Source organism: Nostoc sp. (assembly GCF_036917615.1).
In the GTDB taxonomy this organism is placed as follows: domain Bacteria; phylum Cyanobacteriota; class Cyanobacteriia; order Cyanobacteriales; family Nostocaceae; genus Nostoc.
In genome coordinates this window covers 1-23651 of the sequence record NZ_JBALCZ010000036.1, presented here as the reverse complement: position 1 = coordinate 23651, position 23651 = coordinate 1, and the positions used below count along the sequence as shown (strand labels likewise).

Genomic DNA, 23651 nt, shown 5'->3' with positions numbered 1-23651 from the left:
CTTAGAATGCGATTGTATCGACCAACAATGCGATTGTATTGCCTAACAATGCGATTGCATCGGCTTACAATGCGATTGTATTGCCTTACAATGCGATTGCATACCCCACACGCCAGTTGTTTAAAGTCGGGAAATTCACTGTCAGCGCTTGGCTTCCCTTAATCCTCTCCCTGCAAACGCAAAGAGGGGAGACAAAGCGTAGCTTTGGGAGAGTGAATTATGGAGGATGAACTTCGTGATCAGTTCATCCGTTGCATCCGCGCAATTTGCAAAGGCTTAGTTTCAGCCAGCACCGCACCGGGAACTAGTCTAGCCACCTTTGCCCATAGCATCATTCGCTCAACCAAGTCCTCAGTTCAACTAGACACTTAGATCAGAACTCTTTACTTAGAACTACTAAATTTGGAAAGTAGCCAGTCGGGTGATTAAATGGTCAAAATAGGGAGCAAGAGTTTCTTGCTGATTGGGTTGACAGCGCTTTAAACTAGCAACTTTAATACTTTTTAAGCCTAAGACCATTGCTTCTATTGGAACTTGTAATTCCTGATAAAGCAAGTTCATATAGTGCAGTCCTGTGGGATTTGTATACTCAGTGTGGCCACCTGCTATGCCATAAGTAATACAGCGGAGAAAATGCCAAAAGTCTCGCCAGCAAGCTTGGGCGCGTTCAGGCGGATAAAGACTTCCTCCAGGCTGAATAATTTCGGGATAAGTCGCCAAAACCTCCTCCCTAGCTTCATCAATGATTTCGGCTGCGCGATCGCGCAACAACACAGCAACAGGAATCAAGCCTGAATTATCAGGTGACAAGGTTATAATCTGCAATAAATCTTCGTCGCTTAGATAGCAAAAAGCATCATCCGCAGCTTGGAATATGGCGATCGCTGCTTTTGGATGGGACTGTTCCCACTCTGCAAAGCTGACAATTCTAGCTTTGGCTATTAATTCTTTGACGGTTTGGCTTAATTGAGTCATATCGCTTCGCTCCAAATTCAAAATTCACGCATTCGTTTTGGAAAGTTTTGATGCCTACGGCGGGCTGCGCCAACGCAGGAAACCTCCGCTCAAACTTTCGGCAAAATTCAAAATTAAAGAACTCCTGCCTCCTCTTTGGCAATACTTCTCTTCTTAGGCTGCGCCTTAAGCTTTCGCGCAGCGTCTCGAAGAGAAGCTATGCCGCAGGCTTTACGACGCCAGCTCCATGTCCGCAAGTCAAGATGCTCAGTACAAGTGCCCAATACCCGTGATTCAATCTTCCTAAAATGCGATCGCCATTTGCTGACATCTGTAAATTGACAACTCCTCGCCGTTCAACGGCGAGGATTCTTCCTTCATCCAACACCGCCTCTAAAAGCAGTGCCTTTAGATGGTCTTACACGTTGTCCAGAAGCGGTAGCGAGATGCCCTCCCGCCAAAAGTCGTAAACCTTCATCTCTGATATTCGTCGCGGCGTTAATGTCCCTATCATGTGTTATTTTGCAATTGGGACATTGCCAACTACGAATATCTAAATTGAGACTATCACTCTTGTACAAGCAGTTATTACAAGTCTTTGAGCTAGGAAAAAATCTATCAACTTCAATATATATTTTCCCTTCCCACTCGGACTTGTATTTCAACATGGTGCAGAATTGACCCCAGCCAGCATCACTAATTGCCAAAGCTAACTTGGAATTTCTAACCATATTCTTAACTGCCAGATTTTCTACAACTATGACTTGGTTTTCGTCAACTAATTTACGACTTAGTTTGTGTAGAAAATCTTCACGGCATCTAGTAATTTTATTGTGAACCTTGGCAACTTTAATTCGTGCCTTGTTACGGTTGTTAGACCCTTTATGTTTGCGCGACAGTAATTTCTGTCCTTTGGCTAGCCTCAACTCATATTTTCGGTAATATTTTGGATTCCCATGCTTTGTTCCATCAGAAGTAATTGCATAGTGATTTATTCCCATGTCTATCCCAATAGCTTTACCTTCTGACGACGAAACAGGTTTATCTTTACCATCATCATAAAGACTAGCTGCATAGTATTCACCAGATGGGGTGAGTGATACCGTAACAGATTTAAGTTTTCCTTCTGGGTTACGAGATACTTTGCAGTAAACCTTACCGAGTTTCGGCAAAATAAGATAGTCGCCTTCTAGTTTTACTTGCTGAGGAAAGCGAATAGATTGTTTTTGTTCCCTCTTTTTAAAACTTGGGTATTTAGCTCGTTTCTCAAAAAAGTTCCAAAAAGCACTGGATAGGTCTAAGGCTACTTGCTGCAAGCATTGAGAAGGTGGTTCTGTTAGCCACTCATATTCCTTCTTTAAGGAAGGCAACAGATCAATGATGTCATTGCGGCTTAATCCCTTACCCGAAGATTTGTAGGTTTCACTAGTTAAGTTAAGTGCATAGTTGTAAAACCAACGCACACAACCAAACGACTTGGCAAACAATATTGCTTGCTCACTAGTCGGATAGATTCTGTACTTATAGGCTTTTAACATTGTGCTTTACCAAACAATGTTTACTATGTTAAATTAAAGACAAATAAAAGTAAAGTCCCCCTTTTAGGGGAAGGTTTTAAACCAAAATTTTCGATAAAGTAAAGAATAGGTCTACCAAATGCACTTATGGAAATCGATAAGATCCAAGCCGAACTGAAGAACCCAGATTTTCACTATCGGCTGAAGGCGATCGCTGCCCTTAATAATTATGAATCAGAAGTTGCAGTTCCTCTGTTAACCAGTAAACTTCATGACTCAGAATTTTTGGTGCGTTCTTTTGTAGCAAGAGGTTTGGGTAATCAACAATCAGCGGAATCTTTTGCGGCTTTGATGCAAATTATGAAATTTGACGATACACCCAACGTGCGAGCTGAGGCGGCAAATTCTTTATCGCTATTTGGCAGAGTCGCAGTTTCTCATCTAGTTCTGGCATTTTATCAGGATGACCACTGGCTAGTGCGGCGGAGCATTTTGGCCGCGATCGCTGAAATGGATTGCCCTGAAGAACTCTTTGATATCTGCGTTCAGGGTTTAAAAGATGAAGATTTCACAGTTCAGGAATCCTCTGTTGATGGACTTGGCTTACTAGCTGATTCTAGCCAACATGCTGCGGCATTATCCCAGATACTAACGTTGGTGAATGATCAATCTTGGCGGATGCGCGTGCGAGTTAGCTATGCCCTGAAACGATTTGACGAGCCGGAAGCAAAAGTAGCCCTAAACCAACTCAGACAGGATGAGGATCACCGAGTTGTCGGAGCTGCTTTAGAAGACTTGTTGCCACAATAGCGGTGTGGGTTTGTTCGCAAGATTGTGATAAAACTTATCAGAACAATTAGCTAATATTTGATTTTACCTTAAATTTGACAAAAATATCCGGGCAGTCTGCCAAAATCTGGAAGAAAAGATCAACTTTTTCGAGATGAGGAGACATTTGTGACTGATATACCAACTGGTCAAATGACTTGGCGACTAGCAGGTTCTGAGGAATCTGCCTTATATTTGCGGCATAATGCTTCGGAACCTTGGCGATTGTATAAAGAATTTCCAGAATATGTTCTACCTGATCCGCCCAGTTTTTCCGAAGGATACGCTACATTTTTAGCGCTCCTGAAAAAGAACTGGCAGCTTTTATGAAGAGTGCTGAGTTACTACTGAGTAGTGAGTCCCCAGGAGTTGTTATATTATGTCCGCTTGATTGCTTATTAAACCCCAAGAACCCCAAAGAGCTAAAGCTATGCTTTGTTTCGCCGCTTGCAGGGAGAGGATTAAGGGGAAGCGCGGTCTTAAATGTTTCCTTGATCAGCGACTGGCGTCGGGTTGACCGACTTGTTTATACTGTCTTAACGGAGCGATCGCCATCGTACTAGGCTAGATATAACTCCCACTCAGGACTCGGAACTCAGCACTTTCTAAATAATTAGTTTGGTCAAGCACTCAAACTATCACGAGTTGTTGTGCGGGTGTAGGCGTTCCAAACGTCGAGTTCTGAATGTGGACGGCTGGAAAGCATGGCTTTAGTTGCTTGTGTGAGTCCTTGGGCAAGAGTAAAATCTGCCCCAGCGATACTTTGAAGATGCTCCATCTCTGCGTCACTAAGGTCAGTTGCTCGCAGGTCTGTATCCCGCAAATCGGCTCCACTCAATCGAGCATTCCGCAAGCAAGCCCCTGTCAAATAAGCTTTTGTCAGGTCAGCGCCACTTAAAGCCGCACCTTGCAAATTCGCTCCTGTCAAGTCAGCGCCACTCAGGTAAGCTCCACGCAGATTAGCGCCTTGTAAATCTACGTTTCGTAAAGAAGCTGTATTCAGAAAAGCACCATTGAGATTAGCACCCGGACCCACTGCTCCAGAAGCTTTGTAGTTATATTCTTGGGGCCATTTCGTTTGTGTATCATAACGCGCGACTTGGAGTTTGGCTCCCTCCAAATTTGCACCACTGAGATTTGCTTGCTGGAGATCAGCACGGTTTAAATAGGCTCCCTGCAAATTAGCCCCACTTAAATCGGCTCCACGCAGATTAGCGCCCCGCAAATCTGCCCCACTCAAATCGGCATTACTCAAGACCACCTCGCCCAGATCGGCTCCTAATAGCTTGGCTTTGCTCAAGTTCGTTTGTTGTAAATCGATTTCCCTGAGATTGAATTGGTATAAATCGACCCCATCCAGAGCGATTCCTGCTTTCAGGGCTGTTAAGATTTCTGGAGTTGGACTGGGACGTTCGCTAGTAATAAGTTGAATTTCACTATTTGTCATCAGCTGATTAAAATATAACTTTTGGAGTTATTCTACACTTTAGCTAAATCGGGACTTCATCTGATCACTCACTATTCAATAACGCCAAAATTTGATAAAACGAGGTTTCAAAACAGATGCATCTAATACCGCCTTTGACAATGATCGACTTCTTCCGTAAAAGTGAGGGGACATGGTTTACAGAACGCTCCGTTCATCATTTTGATTCGGCGGCGGATGAGTCGGGGGAGTCGAATTTGATCATTAAAGTCATGGAAAAGGATGATCCAAAAGTCCAAGAAGTCTGTACAGCGCAAGGGATAGACCCTACTAAAGCAACAAGCGGTGCTAGCTTTGCATGGCAGGCTAATCTAGACACCAGGCTACTTAATACCGATAATGGTGCCATTTTGGTTGATGTTCCCGACGAAACCAGGCGTTCTGGAAAACTGATCCGCAACCAAGGCTATGTTGAGAGCATTCCGGTTGTGAGCCGATATCGATTTGCCGATGATGGAGTGCTGACGATTGATACTGACTATGACAATAATCAAGGTCAGGAACGTTGTTGGTTTGTTACGGATGATTTTCGTGTCAGGGTCAGCACCGTGCGAATGATGAACGGAATCAACTTGATGACTTATTGTTCTGAGCGTCGTTGTGTTTCCCAAGAAGTCCTAGAGCAAATGATCAGTCGGAATCATGCTAGGTAGGGAATCGGGAGTGGGAAACTCAAGGCCCCCTCTGGGGATTAGGGGCAATGGGGATTGGGAAGACAAGAGAAGTACTTTACCCCCAGACTGTCTAATTAGTATTTTTAAGCACGAAGCAAGAAAGCTCTTGAGGCTGAGGAGGCAGGGGAAGAAAAAGAATTATTAGGCATCTCCAAAATCTCCAGAAATTAAATATGCGTAATCCAGAGACGTAGCAGTGCTACGTCTCTACATTTTTTTTTACCAGATGTCGATTGAATTAACGAAACATTTTAAGATACATTTGCCTAGACTCACAGAAGCTTTAAATGGACATCCGTGTTTACTCCCTCAGGTTTTAATTTATGTCTGAAGTAACTTAGTTAACAAGTGTACTTAAGCATTAAATTTTACGGAATCTATCAACCATGCCACTTAACTCAGAGAACCTGAATTTAGCCCGATCCCTTGATCTGTCTACAACCAATCGTGTTCTTGTGGATTCGATTAGTGCTTCTAATCCGCTCGATACTTATCGACTGACTGTCAGTCGCTCTAGCGATTTGAAGCTTTCTTTACAAGGTTTGAAGGCTAATGCGGATATCCAGGTTATCCAGGATGCGAATGGCAACGGGCGGATTGATGATCGTGAGGTACTGACAAGTTCTGCACTGAAGGGGGTTGGGCTGGATTCGATTAATGTATCTCTAGCCGCAGGCACTTATTTTGTGCAGGCTTATGCTGGTGATAAAGGCGCTATGACGAGCTACAGCTTAAACTATTCTGCGACAGCGCTAGGAAACCCGGACAGTGCTGACTTGACAGCAACTCGTTCTTATTTTGGAACTGGGGTAATTCGTTCGTTCTACAACAGCCGTGGCATTAGTACTTATCAAAACCCGTCTAGCAGTGTTGTCGCATTCTCAAGCACTCAGGGGCAGCCGAATATTTTTCTGATGTATGGCGCGATCGCAGATTATTACACGAACAATTATGCCAAAAATCTCAGTGGAACTAATGGGTTAAATGGGGTGGCTTCAGGGCTGGGTAATCCTACATCTGCGATCTATGAGCAGGCGGATGGTAGCTCTGCAATGGATTTTGAGGGTGGGCAACTAGTGAATCGTGGCGGGGTTGTTACCCCGATTTACAGTAAGCGCGGTGGCGATCGGTTTGATTTAGTCGGTCAGGGTGCGCCCAATGGTACAGAGTTGCAATGGAAGGATGACTATGCTTTGTTTGGGCGTGATTCAGTTGGGCAGCCTACGGGTGCAGTTCGGCGAGTTGCTACAGGCTGGGTACAAGAGTTCACGGGGGGGCGTGATGGAGATACCATCCTGATGTTGAAGGATGGGCAGCAAGTGTTAGGAGGAACTGAAAAATATACAGATGACTTGGGTAAGCAGATTGAGCAACCCAAGGGCGGCCCGTACAGGGTTCAGGGTGAAATTCTCAGACTCTACCGATCGCTGAGTGGGTTCGACAAGACAAACGGTGGCCTGGGCTTCGCTACGATGACGAGTGAACGGGCTAATTTCAAGGGCTACAAGGCGTATCAAGAGTTTGAGAATGGCTTTGTGGCGTCAGCCCTATAAGTCAAGATTTGGGAGCAATTCAGTTAATCAAATGGCGTGGTGCTTACGATGATGTAGAGAGCGGCAGAATTCGAGATGCAATCTATAAATGTAATAGCGAATGGGCTTCATTACCAGGTAGTCCATATGGCCAGCCTACAAAATCGATAAATGACCTCTTAGCTTTCTACAATCAGGATCTTCAACAATATACTTAAATTAAGAACTCGTTGCGCTCTCGTAGCAACAGTTAAGAAGAACAGTTAAGAAGAATAGTCGGTTGGGTTGACGACAGCGAAACCCAACAAAGGCTTGATAATATTGGGTTTCGTTCCTCAACTCAACCTACGCCAATTTGAATTTTTAGCTTTCACTTAACTGTATTGAACTAAGCAGAGGGCGATCGCTTTCCCATTGTCATACCCGATCAAGTGCGATCGCCTTTGTAACTACCCAGAGTGCGATCGCACTCCTTAAAAACAATCACTTTTTATAGTGGTTGCGATCGCGCCAGAGTAAGCGCATCTAAATTTTGTGCCTGAAAGTACAGAATACTGTTAAGTAGCATATGTGACAGAGTAAAGTAATTGTAGCCAGTGACTTTACTCAATGCCCAATGCCCAATGCTCAATCCCCATTAAGGAATGTTGCTTTGTTTCTCATAAATGAGACGTGCATGATTGCTATAACTTATTTTCAGGCAAGGGTTAATAAATCATGCTCCATGTATAAGCCTTTCCTGGAATTTTTAGAAAAAGAGCTATTTCAGCGGTTTGATTTACAAAGTAGGGTCATTCCCCCTGGTTTGGAATTCAAAGTTAGCGATCGCGGCAGAAACCCAGCAACTATTCGCAGTTGGTGTTACCAATGTCAAGAGTTGCGGAAAATTCGTTATACCTATATTGATGCAGGCGAAAGTGCCCAAATTTTTAACAGCGTGGTTTATCCGAGTCATTACTATGATCTACCTCTGTTAGGAATTGACTTTTTATCCTTTGGTAAAGTCAAAAATCTGATTGTGCTTGACTTTCAGCCTTTATTCCAGCATGAAGATTATCAAAAAAAATATATAGTTCCCCTAAAATCTCTCCATGATAAATACCCGGATTTGGCGCAAAACTTAGAAATGAAGTTTTACGATGCCAACCAGTATTTTTCTAAGTACCTATTGTTTGCCAAAACAGATCCTCAAACAGTGGCAACGCGAGTCTTTGCAGCTTTTCAGGATTATTTAAACTTGTATTGGCAAATGCTAGCAGATGCCCAACCGCTCCAAGATCCTGAAGATATCCAGCGGATTGTCAAAGCCCAAAAAGACTATGACCAATATAGTGCAGACCGCGATCCAGCATCTGGTTTGTTTAGTAGTTACTTTGGTCATGAATGGGCAGAACGCTTTCTCCATGAATTCTTATTTGAAGATGCTGTTTCCCTAGCAGTCAGTGCCGGCAAAAGATGACCGAATGAAAATGGGCATTGGGGATTATTAATTTTGAATGCGTGAATTTTGAATTCGGAGCGAAGCGACGTGACACTCTATCAACCGTTTCTCGATTATGCGATCGCCTACATGCGATCGCGCTTGGATTTACAACCCTATCCTATCCCCACTGGGTTTGAGTCCAAAAGTGCTGTTGTGGGTAAGGGAAAGAACGAAGAAGAGGTTGTCACCACCAGTTATGCCTTTCAAACCGCAAAATTGCGGCAAATTCGTGCAGCTCATGTACAGGGTGGCAATTCGCTGCAAGTGCTGAATTTTGTGATTTTCCCCCGTCTCAACTACGATTTACCCTTTTTTGGAGCGGATCTGGTGACATTGCCAGGAGGACATCTAATTGCTTTGGATATGCAGCCCCTATTCCGCGATGATCCAGCATATCAGGCAAAATATACTCAACCAATTCTGCCCATTTTTCACGCCCATCAACAGCATTTGTCTTGGGGAGGAGATTTTCCCGAAGAAGCACGCCCCTTTTTCTCTCCGGCTTTTCTGTGGACTCGTCCCCAAGAAACGGCTGTTGTAGAAACTCAGGTGTTTGCCGCTTTCAAAGACTATTTAAAAGCTTATCTAGATTTCGTGGAGCAGGCAGAAGCTGTAACAGATTCCCAAAATTTAGCAGCCATTGAGCAAGCCCAACTGCGATACCTGCGATATCGGGCTGAAAAAGACCCAGCACGAGGGATGTTTAAACGCTTCTATGGTGCCGAATGGACTGAAGAGTATATCCACGGCTTTTTATTTGACCTAGAGAGAAAATTAACAGCCATTAATTAGAGGCTCTTGTGCAGGAAGTCAGGAGATTTTCCTTTAGAGTGGTTTTACTGTGATAGTGTGGAAAGCTATGTGTCAATCACTTAAACAAGAACTGGAAAACCTTGAAGTCGAACTGCGAGAGGCAATGCTCCGTAATGATATCACCGCTTTGGATCGCCTCTTGGCAGATAAGGTTATTTTCACAGATCCGCAGGGTAGTGTAATAGACAAGGTAGAGGATTTGTCTGTTCAGCAATCAGGCGACTTGGTAGTTACAAGCTATGAAGCAGATGAATTAATTGTTCGAGTCTTTGGCTCAACTGGAATTACAAATTTGAAGGTGAGATTGACCGGAGTTTTTAAGGGAGAATCCTTCAGTGGTGTTTACCGTTATACACGCACATATTTGAAGCAAAATGAGCAATGGCAAATTATAGCAGCCCAAGCAACAGCGATCGCTGCATAGTTTACCTGTTTTGGAAATTTTCCTGCTTGTATCTATGCTCAAAGTCCTTCCTAAACAAACCGCCTCCATGTAAACACGCTATGGAGTCCGCTAGGATGCAGACATCTATCGCTCCAATGCTGATGGGGAGTTTCCCGTATTATTAATCCGACAACCCTATGGACGAGCGATCGCATGGTAAGAATTATTTAAGTGATCGCTTTTGTATGTAATAAACTTTGACCTCTGTCCTCTTAAGAGAGAGGCTTTGAGCATTAATAAATGGGCTAGCATAAATGGTAAAAATGTGACTTTATTTACTTTATGACTTACGCAAAAACTGTCTGAAACTCTTATTTCTCCGTGTCCTCTGCGTCCTCTGCGGTTAGATTTTCCGTTACCTGTGCGTAAGTCCTGTACTTCTTATTTTTCCGTTCTGGCGAATTTCCGTAGATTCACATTATGGACATTGCACAGTAGATGACCTCAATTTATCCCTTTATATCTTTTACGCAACACCGACAAATGTGATTCTATGAAATCTGCACCTAATGAGTAACATTGACTGCGAATCTTCTCTGGGAGTGTCAAACCTTCTATATTGTGTGTAGAAGTAAATCCTTCTTTAAAATCAATACAACTTTTGACGATCTGCCATGAATCTTTAATAGCAGTGGGTAAGTATTTGTTGAATCTACTCCAATCTTTATATATTTTAGTTAGCTGATCCTGAGAAGCTAAAAACCTCGCTTTTTGTTTGGCATGATCCTGACGTAATTCACAAATCCTATGAGCGGCTTCTGATGCTTGTTCCCCATCCCAGTCTGCAACACTTTTCAAATCTATAAGACATTCACTCAGCTTCAGTCGATTGGGATGGGTATCACCGTCTAAGTTTGGAATTGCAGCGCTAGCTGGAATTCTTGTTAAAACAAACATTGTAACTATTAAAATTACAAATTTCAGGACTCTACTCTTAAATAAATTTCTCAACATCTAATATAAATTTCTATAATGAACGCAACAGTTAATATCTTAACAACCCTTCCTGAAACATTATACGAATCTCTAAAGCAGTATTTAGAACAGCATCCTGATTATCTGTTAGCGCAGCCTTAGCTACGTAGGAGCGTCGGAACGAGCGTCCGCAGGAGCATCACTTTTCAAGATAGACATCGCACCAACTTCATTAGATACAGCAACATTCTTGAGGATGGTCATCGGCCCTTGGGCTTTGAGAAGCTGCATTTCTGCTGGATTCCGTACTAGCAAAGCACCGGCGAATCCTAATGAATTCACAGAGATAGACTGGAAATGCTCCTGCGATCGCGGTATGATCAACATCCATTCTCGTGTCGCTAGCAGATTGTAAGCACCCAATTGTCTTGCATATAAACCCACAGCATCTAGCAAAGTGCGATAAAGTTGCTTTGTTGCTTGCGCCCCTGCCAATGGCGACTGCACCCAATGGGGATCTAGGGGTGCGAAAGCGTGTAAAAAAGGAAGTCTTGGTAAAGTTGCGTTTGAGTTCTGAAATTGTGCAGCCCTCAGCAGAGGTTCAATAGGTATCTGCGGTCCTGAAGGTGCAAGTGGTAGTGGCACTAATTGCAAGTGCTTGTGTCGCTGACTAGCACCTGCGGTTTTACCACTGTTGTAAAATGCTAAACCATCGAAATCAGCCAAACACGTCCACATAGCCGTAAAATCGTCTAGGGTAAGTAAGCTTTCCTGTTCCTCGAAAGCACGGGTGATAATTAGCAGATGATAATCAACAACATTGAATTTATTTAAAATACATACATGGGTATCGGAGATATCCGCCACAAATAAATCCTCTTCGTAGGGTAAAAAAGGATTAAATTCTTGACCAGACGCAGCAGATTGTTTTTTCTGTTTCTCCTTGGCAGCTTTTTTGCGATTCAAGTTAGACAAAATCCGCACTAAAAAGCGGACGTTATCCTGTTCGACAAATTCAAATTCCGTCGGTATCGACAGCAACGCCCCACATTGTAAAGCATGTTCAGTCTGTTCTTTCACACTTGTCCATAAAGTACCAGGCTTAAGTAAGATTTTACCCTGTGCCATTTTATTCCTTAAGACATGGAGGGAACACGCAATCGGGACGCACATCTGTGCGCCCGTTCAGTTAAGATGCGATAAGTAAAATACCAAACCTTTCACAACAACGCAATACCTCTGCAACAAAACTGTCACAAATAATATCTACATTAGTAATACATCTAAATATCCTTCCAGACAGCAATGCAAAACGAATCTCGCGACAGAGAATACCCATCAAATAGCATTTCACATAATACTGCTGATGCCAAATACCATAATCGAGCACCCTGGAAAAAGGCTGCTGCCTCTCTATCGCTGGTGCTGCTGGGATCAGGTATGACATTGGCAGGCGGTTATATGGCTGGACATCCTCAGCAGGTGTCTGAGAGTGCATCTAGTTTGGCGGTGAGTCGAGTAAATGCTGCTCCTCCATTACCAGCCGCCACAGATCCTAACTTTGTTATACAAGTGGTGCAAAAGGTCGGGCCAGCTGTGGTGCGAATTGACTCTTCCCGAACCGTAAAAACCCAGATACCAGATGAATTTAACGATCCAATTTTCCAACGCTTCTTTGGCTCTCAACTACCACAACAACAGAATCGAGTAGAACGCGGTACTGGTTCTGGTTTTATTATTAGTGCTGATGGTCGTATTCTTACCAACGCCCACGTAGTCGATGGTGCTGATACGGTAACAGTAACACTCAAGGATGGGCGTAGCTTTAAAGGTAAGGTGTTAGGAAAAGACGAGTTGACCGATGTTGCTGTTGTCAAGATTCAGGCAGACAATCTACCGTTAGTAGCCTTGGGTAACTCAGATAAACTGCAACCGGGAGAATGGGCGATCGCGATCGGCAACCCCCTTGGACTAGATAATACAGTAACTACTGGAATCATTAGTGCTACCGGACGCAGTAGCAATCAAATCGGTGCTCCCGATAAACGAGTAGAGTATATTCAAACGGATGCAGCGATTAATCCCGGTAACTCCGGCGGGCCCCTACTAAATTACCGTGGCGAGGTAATTGCCATGAATACAGCGATTATCCAGGGAGCACAAGGATTAGGTTTTGCGATTCCCATAAATACAGCACAACGCATTTCCAGTCAACTAATAGCTACAGGTAAGGTAGAACATCCTTATCTGGGAATTCAGATGGTGGGGTTAACGCCTCAGCTAAAACAAAATATCAACTCAGATCCCAATAGCGGTTTGAGCGTGAATGAAGATAAAGGTGTATTAGTTGTGAAAGTTGTGCCAAATTCACCAGCTGCTAAAGCAGGGATACGTGCTGGTGATGTGATCCAAAAGCTTGGCGGTCAAGCAGTCACAGATGCCAGCAGTGTCCAAAAGGTAGTAGAAAATAGCCAAGTCGGGAGCGATTTACGTATGGAATTACGTCGCAATGGGCAGAATCTTAACATCGCCGTGCGACCTGGTGCTTTCCCCGCCCAAGTACAATAAGCGTTGTGGTGAGACGTTTTGAGGGATTTTTGAGTAGTAAATGAGTAGCCTCAAAAATCGGGGCTTCTGACCAAATTCAAGAAAACAAAAAAAGCTCACAATAAAGCCGTCCTGTCATTAGTAGGATGGCTTTATCTGTCGGTATACATTCACGACGGACAATCGCCGGGTCTACGTGCATCATTGATGAGCATGAAACAAATATGGGGATTTTTCTGATGTCTTCACCTAGAGATTCCCGGTATTTATAGAGTTGTACCACCAACTCAAAATTGATTATGCAGCTTACGCTTATCCTTCAGCTACAGGTTGCTTTATTTATTGCATTCCTCTTACTGGTTATATGCATCATCAAAATTTTGCTTCAGAGGAAAGCTTTGGAACAGTACCGAAAATCCACAGAACTATTTAAGCAGTCCCTAAACCAATACCAAGAATCCGTAGAGCTTTTTAGACAAGCTATAGATGAGTACGAATTGCTACTTAAGGAACATGGGATAAATACATCAAAACTAAAAGCTAAAGCTCCTCAGCAACTAATATCCCCACCACCGTTTCCATTCAAAGTAACTCAGCAGGAAATAGACATTAACAACAAGTATCTGCACAGTGAATTAACTGCTCTAACCAACAACGTAAACACAGCTAATCAATTACTGAAAAAACAGCGGCAATTATACCCTGGTAAATCTGATAACTGGGTTTTAAAACAAGTTATTAGTGACTTGAAGCTCAAAAAACCACAGGAACAACTACATTCAAAAAGACCACAAATACAAACCGAAGTTTCTCTGTCTCCACCCTCAGATACGCCATTACCAGACCTGAAAAAAATCAAGAGGCAGCTTAGTAAACCAAAAGGAGTACCTAAGAATAATCCATTGTACAAAGAACTTCTTAATTTACTCAGTGGCAATCAAGAAATTGCCAATCGGTTGATTACACGTCAGCAACAATTAAATCCAGATAAATTAGAGAACTGGATTTTGGAAAAAGTTGTTGGCGATATAAAACGTGATCGGCGTGTTTGACAAACCTAAGCGATCGCCCGCAAGGAAATCTGGCGTTAGAACAGTGGGATGAATTGGGGTAAGCAGGAGGAACAGGGGGGAATTTTAGAGGTTGCTAAATCATCCCGCAAATATGCAACGCCGAAAATCTTAGTTTGTAGTCAGCGATTTATTGCTTCTTCAGATTTATTAGGACTAAAGTCTTTACTAAAAACTTTAATTTATTTATGCCTAGCAAGAAGTTGTAACTGAATTTTAAGCTAGAGCTACTACTGGTTGCTGCCAGCGTCCCACCGCCTTACCAATCACTGCTAATTCTTGCATCAAGTTATCGAAACGGTCTGGTGTCAGAGATTGGGGCCCGTCGGATAAGGCTTTGGCAGGGTTAGGGTGAACCTCTATCATCAGGGAATCCGTGCCAGCTGCGATCGCAGCCATTGCCATTGAAGGCACAAACTCAGACCAACCTACGCCGTGGCTGGGGTCAATCATAATTGGCAGATGAGTCAACTTTCGCAACACTGGTACTACTGATAAATCCAGCGTATTTCGCGTATACTGGCGGTCAAAGGTGCGTATTCCCCTTTCACACAAAATTACATTGGGATTACCAGATGCCAAAATATACTCCGCTGCCATCAACCAATCTTCAATAGTAGCCGCCATTCCCCGCTTCAAGAGAACTGGTTTCGCTTGCGCCCCTACTTTTTTGAGCAAAGAGAAATTCTGCATATTCCTTGCCCCCACCTGGATCACGTCAGCAATTTCGGCAATTTTATCCAGGTCAGCGGCATCCATCACTTCTGTTATAATACCTAGTCCGCTGACTTCCCGCGCCCTTGCCAACAAATCTAAAGCACTCTCGCCGTGTCCTTGGAAGGCATAAGGTGAAGTCCGGGGTTTGTATGCCCCTCCTCGCAAAAATGTGGCTCCAGCCGTCTTGACGCGCCGCGCTGTCTCCACAATCATTTCTTCATTTTCTACGGAGCAGGGGCCGGCAACGACTACTAAAGGGTGGTGTTCACTAAATACCACCGCTCCATTGGGAGTATTAACCACCACTTCCGAAGCTTCGCCGTGGCGGTACTGGCGGCTGGCTCGTTTGTAGGGCTGCTCTACCCGCAACACCTGCTCAATCCAGGGGCTAAGTTCCTGAATTTGTAGTGGATCTAAACTGGCGGTTTCACCTACTAAACCAATAACTACTTTGTGTTGACCAACAATTTTTTCTGGAGTTAGCCCCCAGCTAGTTAGTTCCTCATCAATACGGTTTATTTCCGCTTCTAGGGAACCACTTTTCATTACTATAATCATGTGAAAGTTCCTGATTAATTGAGTAAAATTTTCTGTTAATGGGCTAAGTTTATTGTTGCCTATTGACCTAATTACGAATAGTTAAAAATGGAATTTATTTACAATATAAATATAGATAGCGCTCAGCCAGTATTTTTACTACTGAATAACTGGATATAGGGTATAAAAAAGATTAGATAACTTTAATTAGCAATGTTGAAGTTATAAAATTTCAACTTCAACATTCACGGGTTCAGCACTTCCTTCTCCCAAGGGGAGACGCTGCGCGAACAAGTCGGGAAACCCGCCCAACGGAGTGCCTCACTTCTTCATTTACCCAATACCGCAGTTACGTAATACCTGAGCGCCGATCATTATGAGTTTTTTTGCCGAGTTTCGCGCCAACCTGCCACCATTCGTCCCCAATTGGTCTTGAACTCACCCAAACCCAGCAAACTTCCGACTTCTTCTTCATCCCAAGAGGCAGAGAGAACGCCATAAGTTATCCCTAAAACCCCTAAACCAAATAATCCCATGTTCACCAATAATACGGCAATGGGAGGTAGTTTGATGTCGGAGTAGATAGCAAGCAGATAGCTGACAACCAGAGTGGTAATGCCCAAAGCTGTTGGTACACCAGAGAACCCAGCTACGCGTCGGATCATCCGCTGGCTGACTACTTGGGGAATAGCCATCTCTTCTTTGGTGTAAGACGGCTTTCTATCAGCCTGTTTGTCAGATTCTTGTGGCTTTGCTGCTGGTTTACTTTGAGTTTTTGCGGGTTTTTGGCGCTTTTTGTTTGGTTCAAAGGGCAAGCGACTGCGTTCAGATTCTTCAGCAGACATAAGCGGTAGTCCCTATCCACGAATACCGAGGCGAGCAATCAAAGCTAGATACTTTTCCCGGCTTTCCTGCGATATGTAAGCTAGAAGACGCTTGCGCTGACCAATTAGCTTCAACAGTCCCCGCCTGGAAGAATGGTCTTTTTTATTTGCCTGGAGATGTTCGCTGAGGCGGTTAATGCGCTCAGTTAGCATGGCAACTTGGACATCGGCCGACCCAGTGTCGGTTTCGTGAACTTGGTAGTTGGAAATTATTTCTTGTTTCCGCAGTTGCGTCAGAGCCATGATCGATTCAATTTCTAGTTTTTCTAAATGTATGTAGCAGTCTCCCATAATATCACAGCCCTCAAGCTGGATGTGGAATCATCTTTGCTGCTACGCCTTGCACTCTAGGAGACTAAGTAAGTCAGGAGCCAGACTCCAGTGGATTATTCAACACAGGTTTGCCAAGGACGATCCCGAACACCTCCGCACAATTCGCGAGCGCCTATTTTTTAACGAACACCGAGCAGGAAGATTACTAGGGCTTTACCAACGACTGTTGCAAGCAGAGGAGATCGAAGGTACAGAACTAACGACTCTCAGAGGACATACCGCAGCAATTAGAGAAATTGCTGGTCTTTGCGGGTATGACAACACACTGATTCTGTGGAATTTGCAGCGAATTCTCAACTTAGATGCACCGGCTTATGGTTGCACCCTGGTGGAAAATTCTCAGGACTTACGCAAGAACTCTCTGAAACTCTTATTCCTTTGCGTCCTTTGCGTCCTTTGCGGTTCGTTTTATCATGATTTTGCGTAAGTCCTGATTATTTGAAAACTAACACAGCAGTGCAAAAGAGCGATGGCTTTGCCAACACCAAGGGCGATCGCACTATTTGCAATTAACCCCTCTTGTGTCATTTTGGAAAAAGAGAAATAATTATAGGTTTGTAGTTTGGACTAAAGTGAAAAAGCTAAAACTACAAACAATTCCTACCTATCAATAAATCTCTTCACACACTACTATTGCTAAACAAATATCTTGGCTGTATAGCTTGGCAAATCAGTGATTAAACCATCTTTCCCAACTTCAACTTCACGCTTGGTGAACCAATCTTGCCAATATTCAGCAATTGGGAAGTCTGGAATCTGATATTTAGTTAAATTCTGGTCAGAAAAATTAGCCACGACAACAACATGAGAATTCTGCTTATTCCAACGGGTGTAAGCCAGCACTTTATCGTCGGCATTTTCATAGAAAAACTCGATATTGTCACTTTGCAAAGCTAGATTCTGCTTGCGTAAAGCAATGAGTTTTTGATAATACTCAAATAAATCACGATTCTGGTCGCCTGACAACAAAGACCAATTAATCTTCTGTGGCTTAGTCACATCTTCGCTTTTTTGCTGGTATTCACCAAACTCTTCTCCCATCCACAGCATCGGTATACCCATTGCTGTCATTAAGAGAACGGCTGCTAACTTTGCTCGCTTAAATGCGTCTGCGTCAAAGATACCGCGATCGCCTAATTCTCGCAATAGACGTTCGCGATCGTGGGTTGCCAAATAATTTATCACATTGGTAGCGATCGCATAACCCTGCTGCTGGGGATCTAAAATTTGCTTTAGTTGTTCTAATTCAAATGTTTCTCCACAAATATATGGAACTATAAAGTACCGAAAACTCTCATGCCAACAAGCATCTAATGGCCCATCTGGCTTGACTACAGTTTTTGTATCGGGAATATGTTCGGCAATGTTGTAAAACTGTTTGGGTGCGGCATGGTTTTTCCCTTGCTGCGCCAGCCAGTCTAGAAATTCAAAGTTAGCTAATTGGCGCACCGCATCAAAGCGAATTCCATCAATGTGACACTCCTGAATCCAAAATTGCACCACATCCCCGATGTATTTCCATGCAGGTTTAACATCTAATTTTTTATCATAATTATCATAGTTAAACTCTGGCCCCCAGTAATTATCTGGGTCTTCAGGATAATGCATGTGTTCGTAATACCAATAATTCCGGTCAATCAGCATTAACGGGCATTCTTCATCTGTGTGGTTATAAATTCCATCCATCAAAACGCGAATGCCTTTAGCATGACACTCATCTATTAATCGCTTTAAATCTTCTGTTGACCCGTAACTAGATTCTGTAGCAAAGAAGTGGCGCACTTTATAGCCCCAGTTATAGTTACCAGGGTACTCATTAACTGGCATTAATTCAATTGCATTAACTCCCAATTCAACCAGATAATCTAACTTAGCAATTACCCCTAAATATTTGCCTTGTTTGTCAAGTCCAACCTGCTCATCAGTAAAATCTGCAACGTGCATTTCATATATAACTAATTCCCGATTGTCAGGCAACGGTTTTTCGTCGTGTTGCCAAATGTAAGTATCAATAATGCGTTGCCCATTTTTAATCCGCACCATGCTGGATTTTTCTATTTCATTAACATCTGTTGCTTCAGGGTCAATCACATCTACCCATTCATCAACTGCAAAATTTAGGTTTTTGCTTTGAACACGAAATTTATATTGATAAATGCCGTCTTCCAATTTTATTTCGGTGCGGAAATAACCATCTTCACCTTTTTTCATTGGGATTTCTTTCCACTCAGAAAAAGACCCAATTAAAGCTGCTCCTTTGTTACGAGGAGCAAACAATGTAAATTCCATTAAACTTCCCATTTCCATTTTTTTAAATTAGCGTACCGTTAGCATTTGCTCAGGAAATCGACGTTCCTGAAACCTTTCGATAGGTTACTTCCTTCCGAATGACCATACATCTATCTTTAGTTAGTTTTGCTCCCTAAACATCAGGCTTTTAAATTTACTTAGTTTTGAGTTTTCTATAATATAGAAGACTTATTTTCTGTAGCTTCAATAAATGCCTCAAACTGACCATTAGGCGTCCATTGAATAGCCCCATCTCGTCCTGTAAAAAATAGTTTTGTTTGGCTTTGATTTAGTTCAGATAAAGCTTTTGGATCAAAGTTGGCAGAAGAAGCGATCGCCACTTGTGGTTGCAGAGCAATAACTAAATCTTTTAATGACTGAGGGGCACACCACAGCACTTGTGGACGAGGCAAACTCCCACTTTTAACTAGTTGCTGTACCTCTTTAGACTTGATATTACCTACTAATAACCAATTTTGATCTAAAATTTGCAATTGTAAGATGGGTAATTGATCGTTAATTAATTGTGCCACTATTGAACCTGTTTTCACAGCTTGACCAACTGCCAGAGGTTCGTAAGATCCCTGATACTTTTGTAATTCTTGTTGAATTGCCTGAGTTGCAATAGAATTTTCTGGCTTGGGGGAATATTCATAAAATTTTTTGATTGGTAAACGTTGTAGTAATTCCAACCAAGCATTACTTTCATTGCCTTGGAAATCAGTAGCGATCGCCCAATTGATTTGATTTACACCCTGCTGTTGCAAAAACGGTAGAATTGTGAAACGTCCAGTACCTTCATTGCCACTATTTATTACAGTTACTGTACCTCTATCTTGAACAACTACAATTGGTTCCGTACCAGATTCTAATACCGTTATCCTAAACAATGTATTTGTAGAATACCAAAGGGGGATGAATACTAAACCAATCGCCATCACATTAGCAAACCACCACCGCCGCTGCCACCAAGGCACTAACCAAACCAGTATAATCAGTACATAAATCGCCAAAAGCTGCCAAGTAGATATGCTGCCTACAACAACAGAATTTCCTGTGAGCTTGCTAAAAAATTCCACTAGTTTAATTAGCCAATCAGTAGGGTAATGCAACACCCCAGCCAGGAAGCTTCCTGCCTCAGTCCAAATTAAACCTACCAAGGCACTGATGATTCCACCTATACTAATGATCGAAATTAATGGAGTACTAACCACATTCAGCAACAAACTATAAGATGGTACAACCCCAAAGACAAAAAGTTGCACAGGTAAAGTCCAAATAGTGGCAGCTAGGGGAACGGCAATCAAAGCAGCGATCGCAGGTGGTAACCATGCTAGGCGGTTGACTAATGCCGGTACTGTTACGACTAATCCCAGTGTTGCTAAAAAACTCAATTGAAAGCCTAAATCCCAAATCCATAGAGGATTAAACACTAATAATAGAGTTGCTGCTAATAGTAACGAACCCAACTGTTTTACTTTTCTTTTTAATAGCAGCCCAACTAATGCCGCAAAACCCATAATTACGGCTCTGAGTACCGCAGGTTGAAAACCTGTTAAACTCAGAAAAATGATTAAAGCCAAAAAGCCAAGGGTAAATTGGGTTGCTTTTTTTGCCCGCCTTGTTAACTGTAAGATCACACTCAAAATCAAGGAAGTTTGGAACCCGGAAGCTGCTAAAGCATGAGCTAATCCTGCTTGGACAAATAAGTCGCGGATATCGTAGGGTAAATCAACTGCTTTGCTGCCTAAAACCATTGCACTGACAAGAGGCCCTTCTGGGATACCCAACCAACGAACTTGCGATCGCACAATTCGCTCCCGAATTTGCCACCATCCCCATTTACGTTCCTGATCCAAAACATTTATTTGCCGCCCAATCAAACCAGCAAATGTTCCTTCTTGTTTGAGAAACTTCTGAAAGTCGAAACCACCAGGATTGGAAGCCGCCTTTGGTTTGTACAAAATCCCAGTCACAGCAATTTGTTGACTAGGGTATAACCCAGTAGCTTGAAGTATAGGCACTGTCACATACAATTTGCCCGTTACCCCTTTTGGAACACCTGCTGAACCTTTTTCATTTTTAACCTCATCTAGCTGAGTCGCTTCCAGCAAAAATTGTCCTCGCTGACTGCGAGTCAAGCGGGGATTACTCGCCACTTCGCCGCGAACAATCACAAGTTGTTCTTGATTACTGCTATTTCCAGGCGGGACGAACTGACTAATATCTTTTGCACCTGGTTGCGGCACTCGCCATTGAAAATATAGAGTTGCCAATAATCCCACCAAGCCAGCAGCTAGCCATATTCGAGGATGGGGAGTATTTTGCCAAGTGTTAAGCATTGCCTTATTTTTGCTTCCAGCATTTTCTGGTTTCTGAGCAAATTGCCGTAAAGTGGTTCGTCTTCTAAAAAGAATTGCTCCCACTATCCCCAGAACCAAAATCCACACACCACCCCAAGGAACTGCTGTAAACAGCAACCCAAAAATGTAGCCAAGACAAATAATTACACCACTGGTTTGAATCATAAGATTTTTTGTAAAAGCACCTGAGAATCTGAATTTGCATCTGACTTAAAAATAGCTAGTACACTGTGGTGGAAGTTTGCCTACCTTTAATAAGGGGATTTTACCCCTTGTTAGGTTAATTGAGATGGTAAGCTAAAAAACATCTAATTTGTATAACCGAATTAAACATAACTCTTGTGGGATGGGCATCTTGCCCACCCAGTATATGCAATTTAAATGTGGAACAGCTTAACTGGATTTATGCTGTGCTCTACTAGGGCAGCAATAGAGAAAATCGGCGTTGCTGAATTTGGCTATGAAATTCAAAAATCAAATATTCCAAACTCTTATTATCTGCGCCGGGAGCGGCTCTGCATGAGCTTTTCATCTGTTTAATCAGCAACGCCAAAAAATTTTATGCTTGTGGGGAAATATAGTCCAATACAATTCAGTTAAGCATTTCTTCCTTCTCTTTGCGACGGCAGTCGCTCATGGGGGAAACCCCCAAGACCGCGCTGCCTCTCCTTTGCGTCCTTTGCGGTTCGTTAAAAAAAATTGACTTTGACAAAGAGTTTTAGCCTTAACCCAAGCGTATTGAACTATAGTCCATCAAGTTTATACAAACAAAGCCCGCACAGGCGGGCCTTATCCTTGTAGTTTTAATGTTCTAGACTTAAGATTGAACGGTATTTCTGACCTTTAGCAATAGCCACATCATAAAGATATACCTAGCTTAAAGAATGCAAAATCAAGGGTTTGCTAACCTGCGAGGGCAGGTAAAGTCTCCTATAGCCGCGACTTATAGTTGCCCAGGCGAGTAATAAATTCGACTTTACAAACATTCTCTTACTGAGCCAGGTAACGAGTATCTCAATGTTCTGCATCCTTTGACACATAAACTCTTCTATCAAAACAATGAAAGTATTACCCAAAGAACATAAGAGGCAATTGGAATCAAAAACAGCCAATCAATAATATATTGGTAACGAGATTTAACTGTAGACTCTGAAACAGGTTGTGGTAAGACTGGCTGTGAAACAAGTTGCTGCACAACTGGCTGTAAAAGAGGTAGCTGTATGATTGGTTTTAAATCTTTGAGCAACGGAAAACCCAAGTTCTCCCTTTGCTCAACATATAAATGAGCTACCTTCCTAGCCAAATGCCGAATCCTGGCAATATAACGAGTTCTTTCCGTCACCGAAATCACACCTCTAGCATCCAGCAGATTGAATGTGTGCGAACACTTCATTACATAATCTAAGCTAGGCAAGACTAATCCTCGCTCCGTCAATTGGGTAGCTTCCTGCTCATACAAATTAAATAGCGTCAGTAGCAACTCCGGATTTGACGCTTCAAAGTTGTAGGTACACTGCTCAATCTCTCCCTGGAGGTAAACATCACCATAAGTAATGTTGTCCGTCCAATGAATTTTAGTAATTGCCTCCACTTCCTGGAGATACATCGTCAATCGCTCTAACCCGTATGTAATCTCAATTGACACAGGGCGGCAATCTATTCCTCCACACTGTTGGAAGTAGGTAAATTGAGTAATTTCCATCCCATCTAACCATACCTCCCACCCAGTGCCCCAAGCTCCCACCGTCGCATCTTCCCAGTTATCCTCTACAAATCTAATATCGTGGTCTTCAGGACGAATGCCTAAAGCCCTTAATGAATCAAGATAAATCTCCTGAATATTATCTGGCGATGGTTTGATTAGGACTTGATACTGATAATAGTGTTGGAAGCGGTTGGGGTTTTCGCCGTAGCGCCCATCCGTCGGACGACGGCATGGTTCAACGTAGGCAACAGCCCACGGTTCCGGTCCCAATGCTCTTAAAAATGTCTGAGGATTCTTAGTACCTGCCCCCTTCTCAATATCGTAGGGCTGGGCTATAAGACAACCGCGATCGCCCCAAAACTCATGCAATAAATTTATTACCGACTGAAAATTCACGCTTCACCCTTCCTTACTCAGCACAGTGCATAAACCATTGTTGCCTACAAAGAAAGCACTGTGGGCAGTTTCAGGGGTATCAAAAACCCGTCCCAAATATTTTTGGAAAAATAGTTGACAAGATAAAGGAGGTTCGTTATATTGAATAAGTGCCTGAAGCGGA

The 23651-nt window shown here is 42.9% G+C and carries 23 protein-coding genes and 1 pseudogene; 12 read left to right on the top strand and 12 right to left on the bottom strand.

Features of this window, described 5'->3' with window-relative positions; all coding sequences use genetic code 11:
- Positions 1-219: 219 nt before the first annotated feature.
- Positions 220-372, top strand: a complete 153-nt coding sequence (locus tag V7K85_RS13540) for a hypothetical protein (RefSeq protein ID WP_334814172.1) — start codon at positions 220-222, stop codon at positions 370-372.
- 24 nt (positions 373-396) lie between these two features.
- Here V7K85_RS13540 and V7K85_RS13535 read toward each other — a convergent pair whose 3' ends face one another.
- The 3 genes from V7K85_RS13535 to tnpB form a co-directional block, all read right to left on the bottom strand.
- Positions 397-975: a phycobilisome protein gene (locus tag V7K85_RS13535; RefSeq protein WP_334814171.1), complete on the bottom strand. Its 579-nt coding sequence runs from the start codon at positions 973-975 to the stop codon at positions 397-399.
- A gap of 196 nt (positions 976-1171) precedes the next feature.
- On the bottom strand, positions 1172-1339 hold the full coding sequence (locus V7K85_RS13530) for a hypothetical protein (protein ID WP_334814170.1): 168 nt from the start codon (positions 1337-1339) through the stop codon (positions 1172-1174).
- Complete coding sequence (tnpB, locus tag V7K85_RS13525) at positions 1332-2492, bottom strand: IS200/IS605 family element RNA-guided endonuclease TnpB (protein WP_334814169.1); 1161 nt, start codon at positions 2490-2492, stop codon at positions 1332-1334. Before tnpB ends, V7K85_RS13530 begins: the two co-directional genes overlap by 8 nt.
- A 126-nt stretch (positions 2493-2618) precedes the next feature.
- Between tnpB and V7K85_RS13520 the strand changes: the two genes are divergently transcribed.
- Complete coding sequence (locus tag V7K85_RS13520; RefSeq protein ID WP_334814168.1) at positions 2619-3281, top strand: HEAT repeat domain-containing protein; 663 nt, start codon at positions 2619-2621, stop codon at positions 3279-3281.
- 147 nt (positions 3282-3428) lie between these two features.
- The gene (locus V7K85_RS13515) at positions 3429-3629 is read left to right on the top strand and encodes a hypothetical protein (protein ID WP_334814167.1); all 201 of its coding nucleotides are present in this window, start codon (positions 3429-3431) and stop codon (positions 3627-3629) included.
- A 292-nt stretch (positions 3630-3921) separates the two neighbouring features.
- On the opposite strand, the gene V7K85_RS13510 is transcribed toward V7K85_RS13515, so the two are convergent.
- Entirely contained in the window at positions 3922-4746 is an 825-nt protein-coding gene (locus V7K85_RS13510; protein WP_334814166.1) for a pentapeptide repeat-containing protein, read from the bottom strand.
- 116 nt (positions 4747-4862) lie between these two features.
- Between V7K85_RS13510 and V7K85_RS13505 the strand changes: the two genes are divergently transcribed.
- The 5 genes from V7K85_RS13505 (at position 4863) to V7K85_RS13485 (ending at position 9711) form a co-directional block, all read left to right on the top strand.
- Positions 4863-5438: a phycobiliprotein lyase gene (locus tag V7K85_RS13505; protein WP_334814165.1), complete on the top strand. Its 576-nt coding sequence runs from the start codon at positions 4863-4865 to the stop codon at positions 5436-5438.
- Positions 5439-5845: 407 nt separating this feature from the next.
- Positions 5846-7012: an LGFP repeat-containing protein gene (locus tag V7K85_RS13500; protein WP_334814164.1), complete on the top strand. Its 1167-nt coding sequence runs from the start codon at positions 5846-5848 to the stop codon at positions 7010-7012.
- A 703-nt stretch (positions 7013-7715) separates the two neighbouring features.
- Positions 7716-8450: a 15,16-dihydrobiliverdin:ferredoxin oxidoreductase gene (locus tag V7K85_RS13495; protein ID WP_334814163.1), complete on the top strand. Its 735-nt coding sequence runs from the start codon at positions 7716-7718 to the stop codon at positions 8448-8450.
- Between the two features lie 69 nt (positions 8451-8519).
- Positions 8520-9266, top strand: a complete 747-nt coding sequence (locus V7K85_RS13490) for a phycoerythrobilin:ferredoxin oxidoreductase (RefSeq protein ID WP_334814162.1) — start codon at positions 8520-8522, stop codon at positions 9264-9266.
- Between the two features lie 67 nt (positions 9267-9333).
- A complete protein-coding gene (locus V7K85_RS13485; RefSeq protein ID WP_334814161.1) occupies positions 9334-9711 on the top strand; it encodes a nuclear transport factor 2 family protein in 378 nt (125 codons plus the stop codon).
- A gap of 465 nt (positions 9712-10176) precedes the next feature.
- On the opposite strand, the gene V7K85_RS13480 is transcribed toward V7K85_RS13485, so the two are convergent.
- Entirely contained in the window at positions 10177-10629 is a 453-nt protein-coding gene (locus V7K85_RS13480; protein ID WP_334814160.1) for a hypothetical protein, read from the bottom strand.
- A 75-nt stretch (positions 10630-10704) separates the two neighbouring features.
- Here V7K85_RS13480 and V7K85_RS13475 point away from each other — a divergent pair, with 75 nt between their 5' ends.
- A complete protein-coding gene (locus V7K85_RS13475; RefSeq protein WP_442940582.1) occupies positions 10705-10809 on the top strand; it encodes a DUF2811 domain-containing protein in 105 nt (34 codons plus the stop codon).
- On the opposite strand, the gene V7K85_RS13470 is transcribed toward V7K85_RS13475, so the two are convergent.
- Entirely contained in the window at positions 10810-11775 is a 966-nt protein-coding gene (locus V7K85_RS13470; RefSeq protein ID WP_334814159.1) for an ATP adenylyltransferase family protein, read from the bottom strand.
- 177 nt (positions 11776-11952) lie between these two features.
- Between V7K85_RS13470 and V7K85_RS13465 the strand changes: the two genes are divergently transcribed.
- Together V7K85_RS13465 and V7K85_RS13460 are read left to right on the top strand one after the other, a co-directional pair.
- Positions 11953-13215: an HhoA/HhoB/HtrA family serine endopeptidase gene (locus V7K85_RS13465; RefSeq protein WP_334814158.1), complete on the top strand. Its 1263-nt coding sequence runs from the start codon at positions 11953-11955 to the stop codon at positions 13213-13215.
- Positions 13216-13493: 278 nt separating this feature from the next.
- Positions 13494-14246: a hypothetical protein gene (locus V7K85_RS13460; RefSeq protein ID WP_334814157.1), complete on the top strand. Its 753-nt coding sequence runs from the start codon at positions 13494-13496 to the stop codon at positions 14244-14246.
- 234 nt (positions 14247-14480) lie between these two features.
- On the opposite strand, the gene aroF is transcribed toward V7K85_RS13460, so the two are convergent.
- From aroF to rpsO, 3 genes are all read right to left on the bottom strand, one after another.
- Positions 14481-15539, bottom strand: a complete 1059-nt coding sequence (gene aroF / locus V7K85_RS13455) for a 3-deoxy-7-phosphoheptulonate synthase (RefSeq protein ID WP_334814156.1) — start codon at positions 15537-15539, stop codon at positions 14481-14483.
- A gap of 353 nt (positions 15540-15892) precedes the next feature.
- Positions 15893-16363: a PAM68 family protein gene (locus tag V7K85_RS13450; protein WP_334814155.1), complete on the bottom strand. Its 471-nt coding sequence runs from the start codon at positions 16361-16363 to the stop codon at positions 15893-15895.
- Between the two features lie 12 nt (positions 16364-16375).
- Entirely contained in the window at positions 16376-16645 is a 270-nt protein-coding gene (rpsO, locus tag V7K85_RS13445; RefSeq protein WP_094348354.1) for a 30S ribosomal protein S15, read from the bottom strand.
- A 70-nt stretch (positions 16646-16715) separates the two neighbouring features.
- Here rpsO and V7K85_RS13440 point away from each other — a divergent pair, with 70 nt between their 5' ends.
- On the top strand, positions 16716-17162 hold the full coding sequence (locus tag V7K85_RS13440; protein WP_334814154.1) for a hypothetical protein: 447 nt from the start codon (positions 16716-16718) through the stop codon (positions 17160-17162).
- 209 nt (positions 17163-17371) lie between these two features.
- Here the strand turns inward: V7K85_RS13440 and V7K85_RS13435 are convergent, their stop codons facing one another.
- The 3 genes and pseudogenes from V7K85_RS13435 to glyQ form a co-directional block, all read right to left on the bottom strand.
- On the bottom strand, positions 17372-19036 hold the full coding sequence (locus V7K85_RS13435) for an alpha-amylase family glycosyl hydrolase (RefSeq protein ID WP_334814180.1): 1665 nt from the start codon (positions 19034-19036) through the stop codon (positions 17372-17374).
- A 161-nt stretch (positions 19037-19197) separates the two neighbouring features.
- Positions 19198-21552, bottom strand: coding sequence for a ComEC/Rec2 family competence protein (locus V7K85_RS13430; RefSeq protein WP_334814153.1), 2355 nt, complete (start codon positions 21550-21552; stop codon positions 19198-19200).
- Between the two features lie 1066 nt (positions 21553-22618).
- Positions 22619-23488, bottom strand: a pseudogene (gene glyQ / locus V7K85_RS13425) (glycine--tRNA ligase subunit alpha); the annotation flags it as partial.
- Positions 23489-23651: the final 163 nt, after the last annotated feature.

Excerpts from the sequence above, each read along its gene's own strand:
- V7K85_RS13540 (WP_334814172.1), top strand. The coding sequence starts at position 220 with ATGGAGGATGAACTTCGTGATCAGTTCATCCGTTGCATCCGCGCAATT.
- V7K85_RS13535 (WP_334814171.1), bottom strand. The coding sequence starts at position 975 with ATGACTCAATTAAGCCAAACCGTCAAAGAATTAATAGCCAAAGCTAGA.
- tnpB (WP_334814169.1), bottom strand. The coding sequence starts at position 2,492 with ATGTTAAAAGCCTATAAGTACAGAATCTATCCGACTAGTGAGCAAGCA.
- V7K85_RS13520 (WP_334814168.1), top strand. The coding sequence starts at position 2,619 with ATGGAAATCGATAAGATCCAAGCCGAACTGAAGAACCCAGATTTTCAC.
- V7K85_RS13510 (WP_334814166.1), bottom strand. The coding sequence starts at position 4,746 with ATGACAAATAGTGAAATTCAACTTATTACTAGCGAACGTCCCAGTCCA.
- V7K85_RS13505 (WP_334814165.1), top strand. The coding sequence starts at position 4,863 with ATGCATCTAATACCGCCTTTGACAATGATCGACTTCTTCCGTAAAAGT.
- V7K85_RS13500 (WP_334814164.1), top strand. The coding sequence starts at position 5,846 with ATGCCACTTAACTCAGAGAACCTGAATTTAGCCCGATCCCTTGATCTG.
- V7K85_RS13495 (WP_334814163.1), top strand. The coding sequence starts at position 7,716 with ATGTATAAGCCTTTCCTGGAATTTTTAGAAAAAGAGCTATTTCAGCGG.
- V7K85_RS13485 (WP_334814161.1), top strand. The coding sequence starts at position 9,334 with ATGTGTCAATCACTTAAACAAGAACTGGAAAACCTTGAAGTCGAACTG.
- V7K85_RS13480 (WP_334814160.1), bottom strand. The coding sequence starts at position 10,629 with ATGTTTGTTTTAACAAGAATTCCAGCTAGCGCTGCAATTCCAAACTTA.
- V7K85_RS13475 (WP_442940582.1), top strand. The coding sequence starts at position 10,705 with ATGAACGCAACAGTTAATATCTTAACAACCCTTCCTGAAACATTATAC.
- V7K85_RS13470 (WP_334814159.1), bottom strand. The coding sequence starts at position 11,775 with ATGGCACAGGGTAAAATCTTACTTAAGCCTGGTACTTTATGGACAAGT.
- V7K85_RS13465 (WP_334814158.1), top strand. The coding sequence starts at position 11,953 with ATGCAAAACGAATCTCGCGACAGAGAATACCCATCAAATAGCATTTCA.
- V7K85_RS13460 (WP_334814157.1), top strand. The coding sequence starts at position 13,494 with ATGCAGCTTACGCTTATCCTTCAGCTACAGGTTGCTTTATTTATTGCA.
- aroF (WP_334814156.1), bottom strand. The coding sequence starts at position 15,539 with ATGATTATAGTAATGAAAAGTGGTTCCCTAGAAGCGGAAATAAACCGT.
- V7K85_RS13450 (WP_334814155.1), bottom strand. The coding sequence starts at position 16,363 with ATGTCTGCTGAAGAATCTGAACGCAGTCGCTTGCCCTTTGAACCAAAC.
- rpsO (WP_094348354.1), bottom strand. The coding sequence starts at position 16,645 with ATGGCTCTGACGCAACTGCGGAAACAAGAAATAATTTCCAACTACCAA.
- V7K85_RS13440 (WP_334814154.1), top strand. The coding sequence starts at position 16,716 with ATGTGGAATCATCTTTGCTGCTACGCCTTGCACTCTAGGAGACTAAGT.
- V7K85_RS13435 (WP_334814180.1), bottom strand. The coding sequence starts at position 19,036 with ATGGGAAGTTTAATGGAATTTACATTGTTTGCTCCTCGTAACAAAGGA.
- V7K85_RS13430 (WP_334814153.1), bottom strand. The coding sequence starts at position 21,552 with ATGATTCAAACCAGTGGTGTAATTATTTGTCTTGGCTACATTTTTGGG.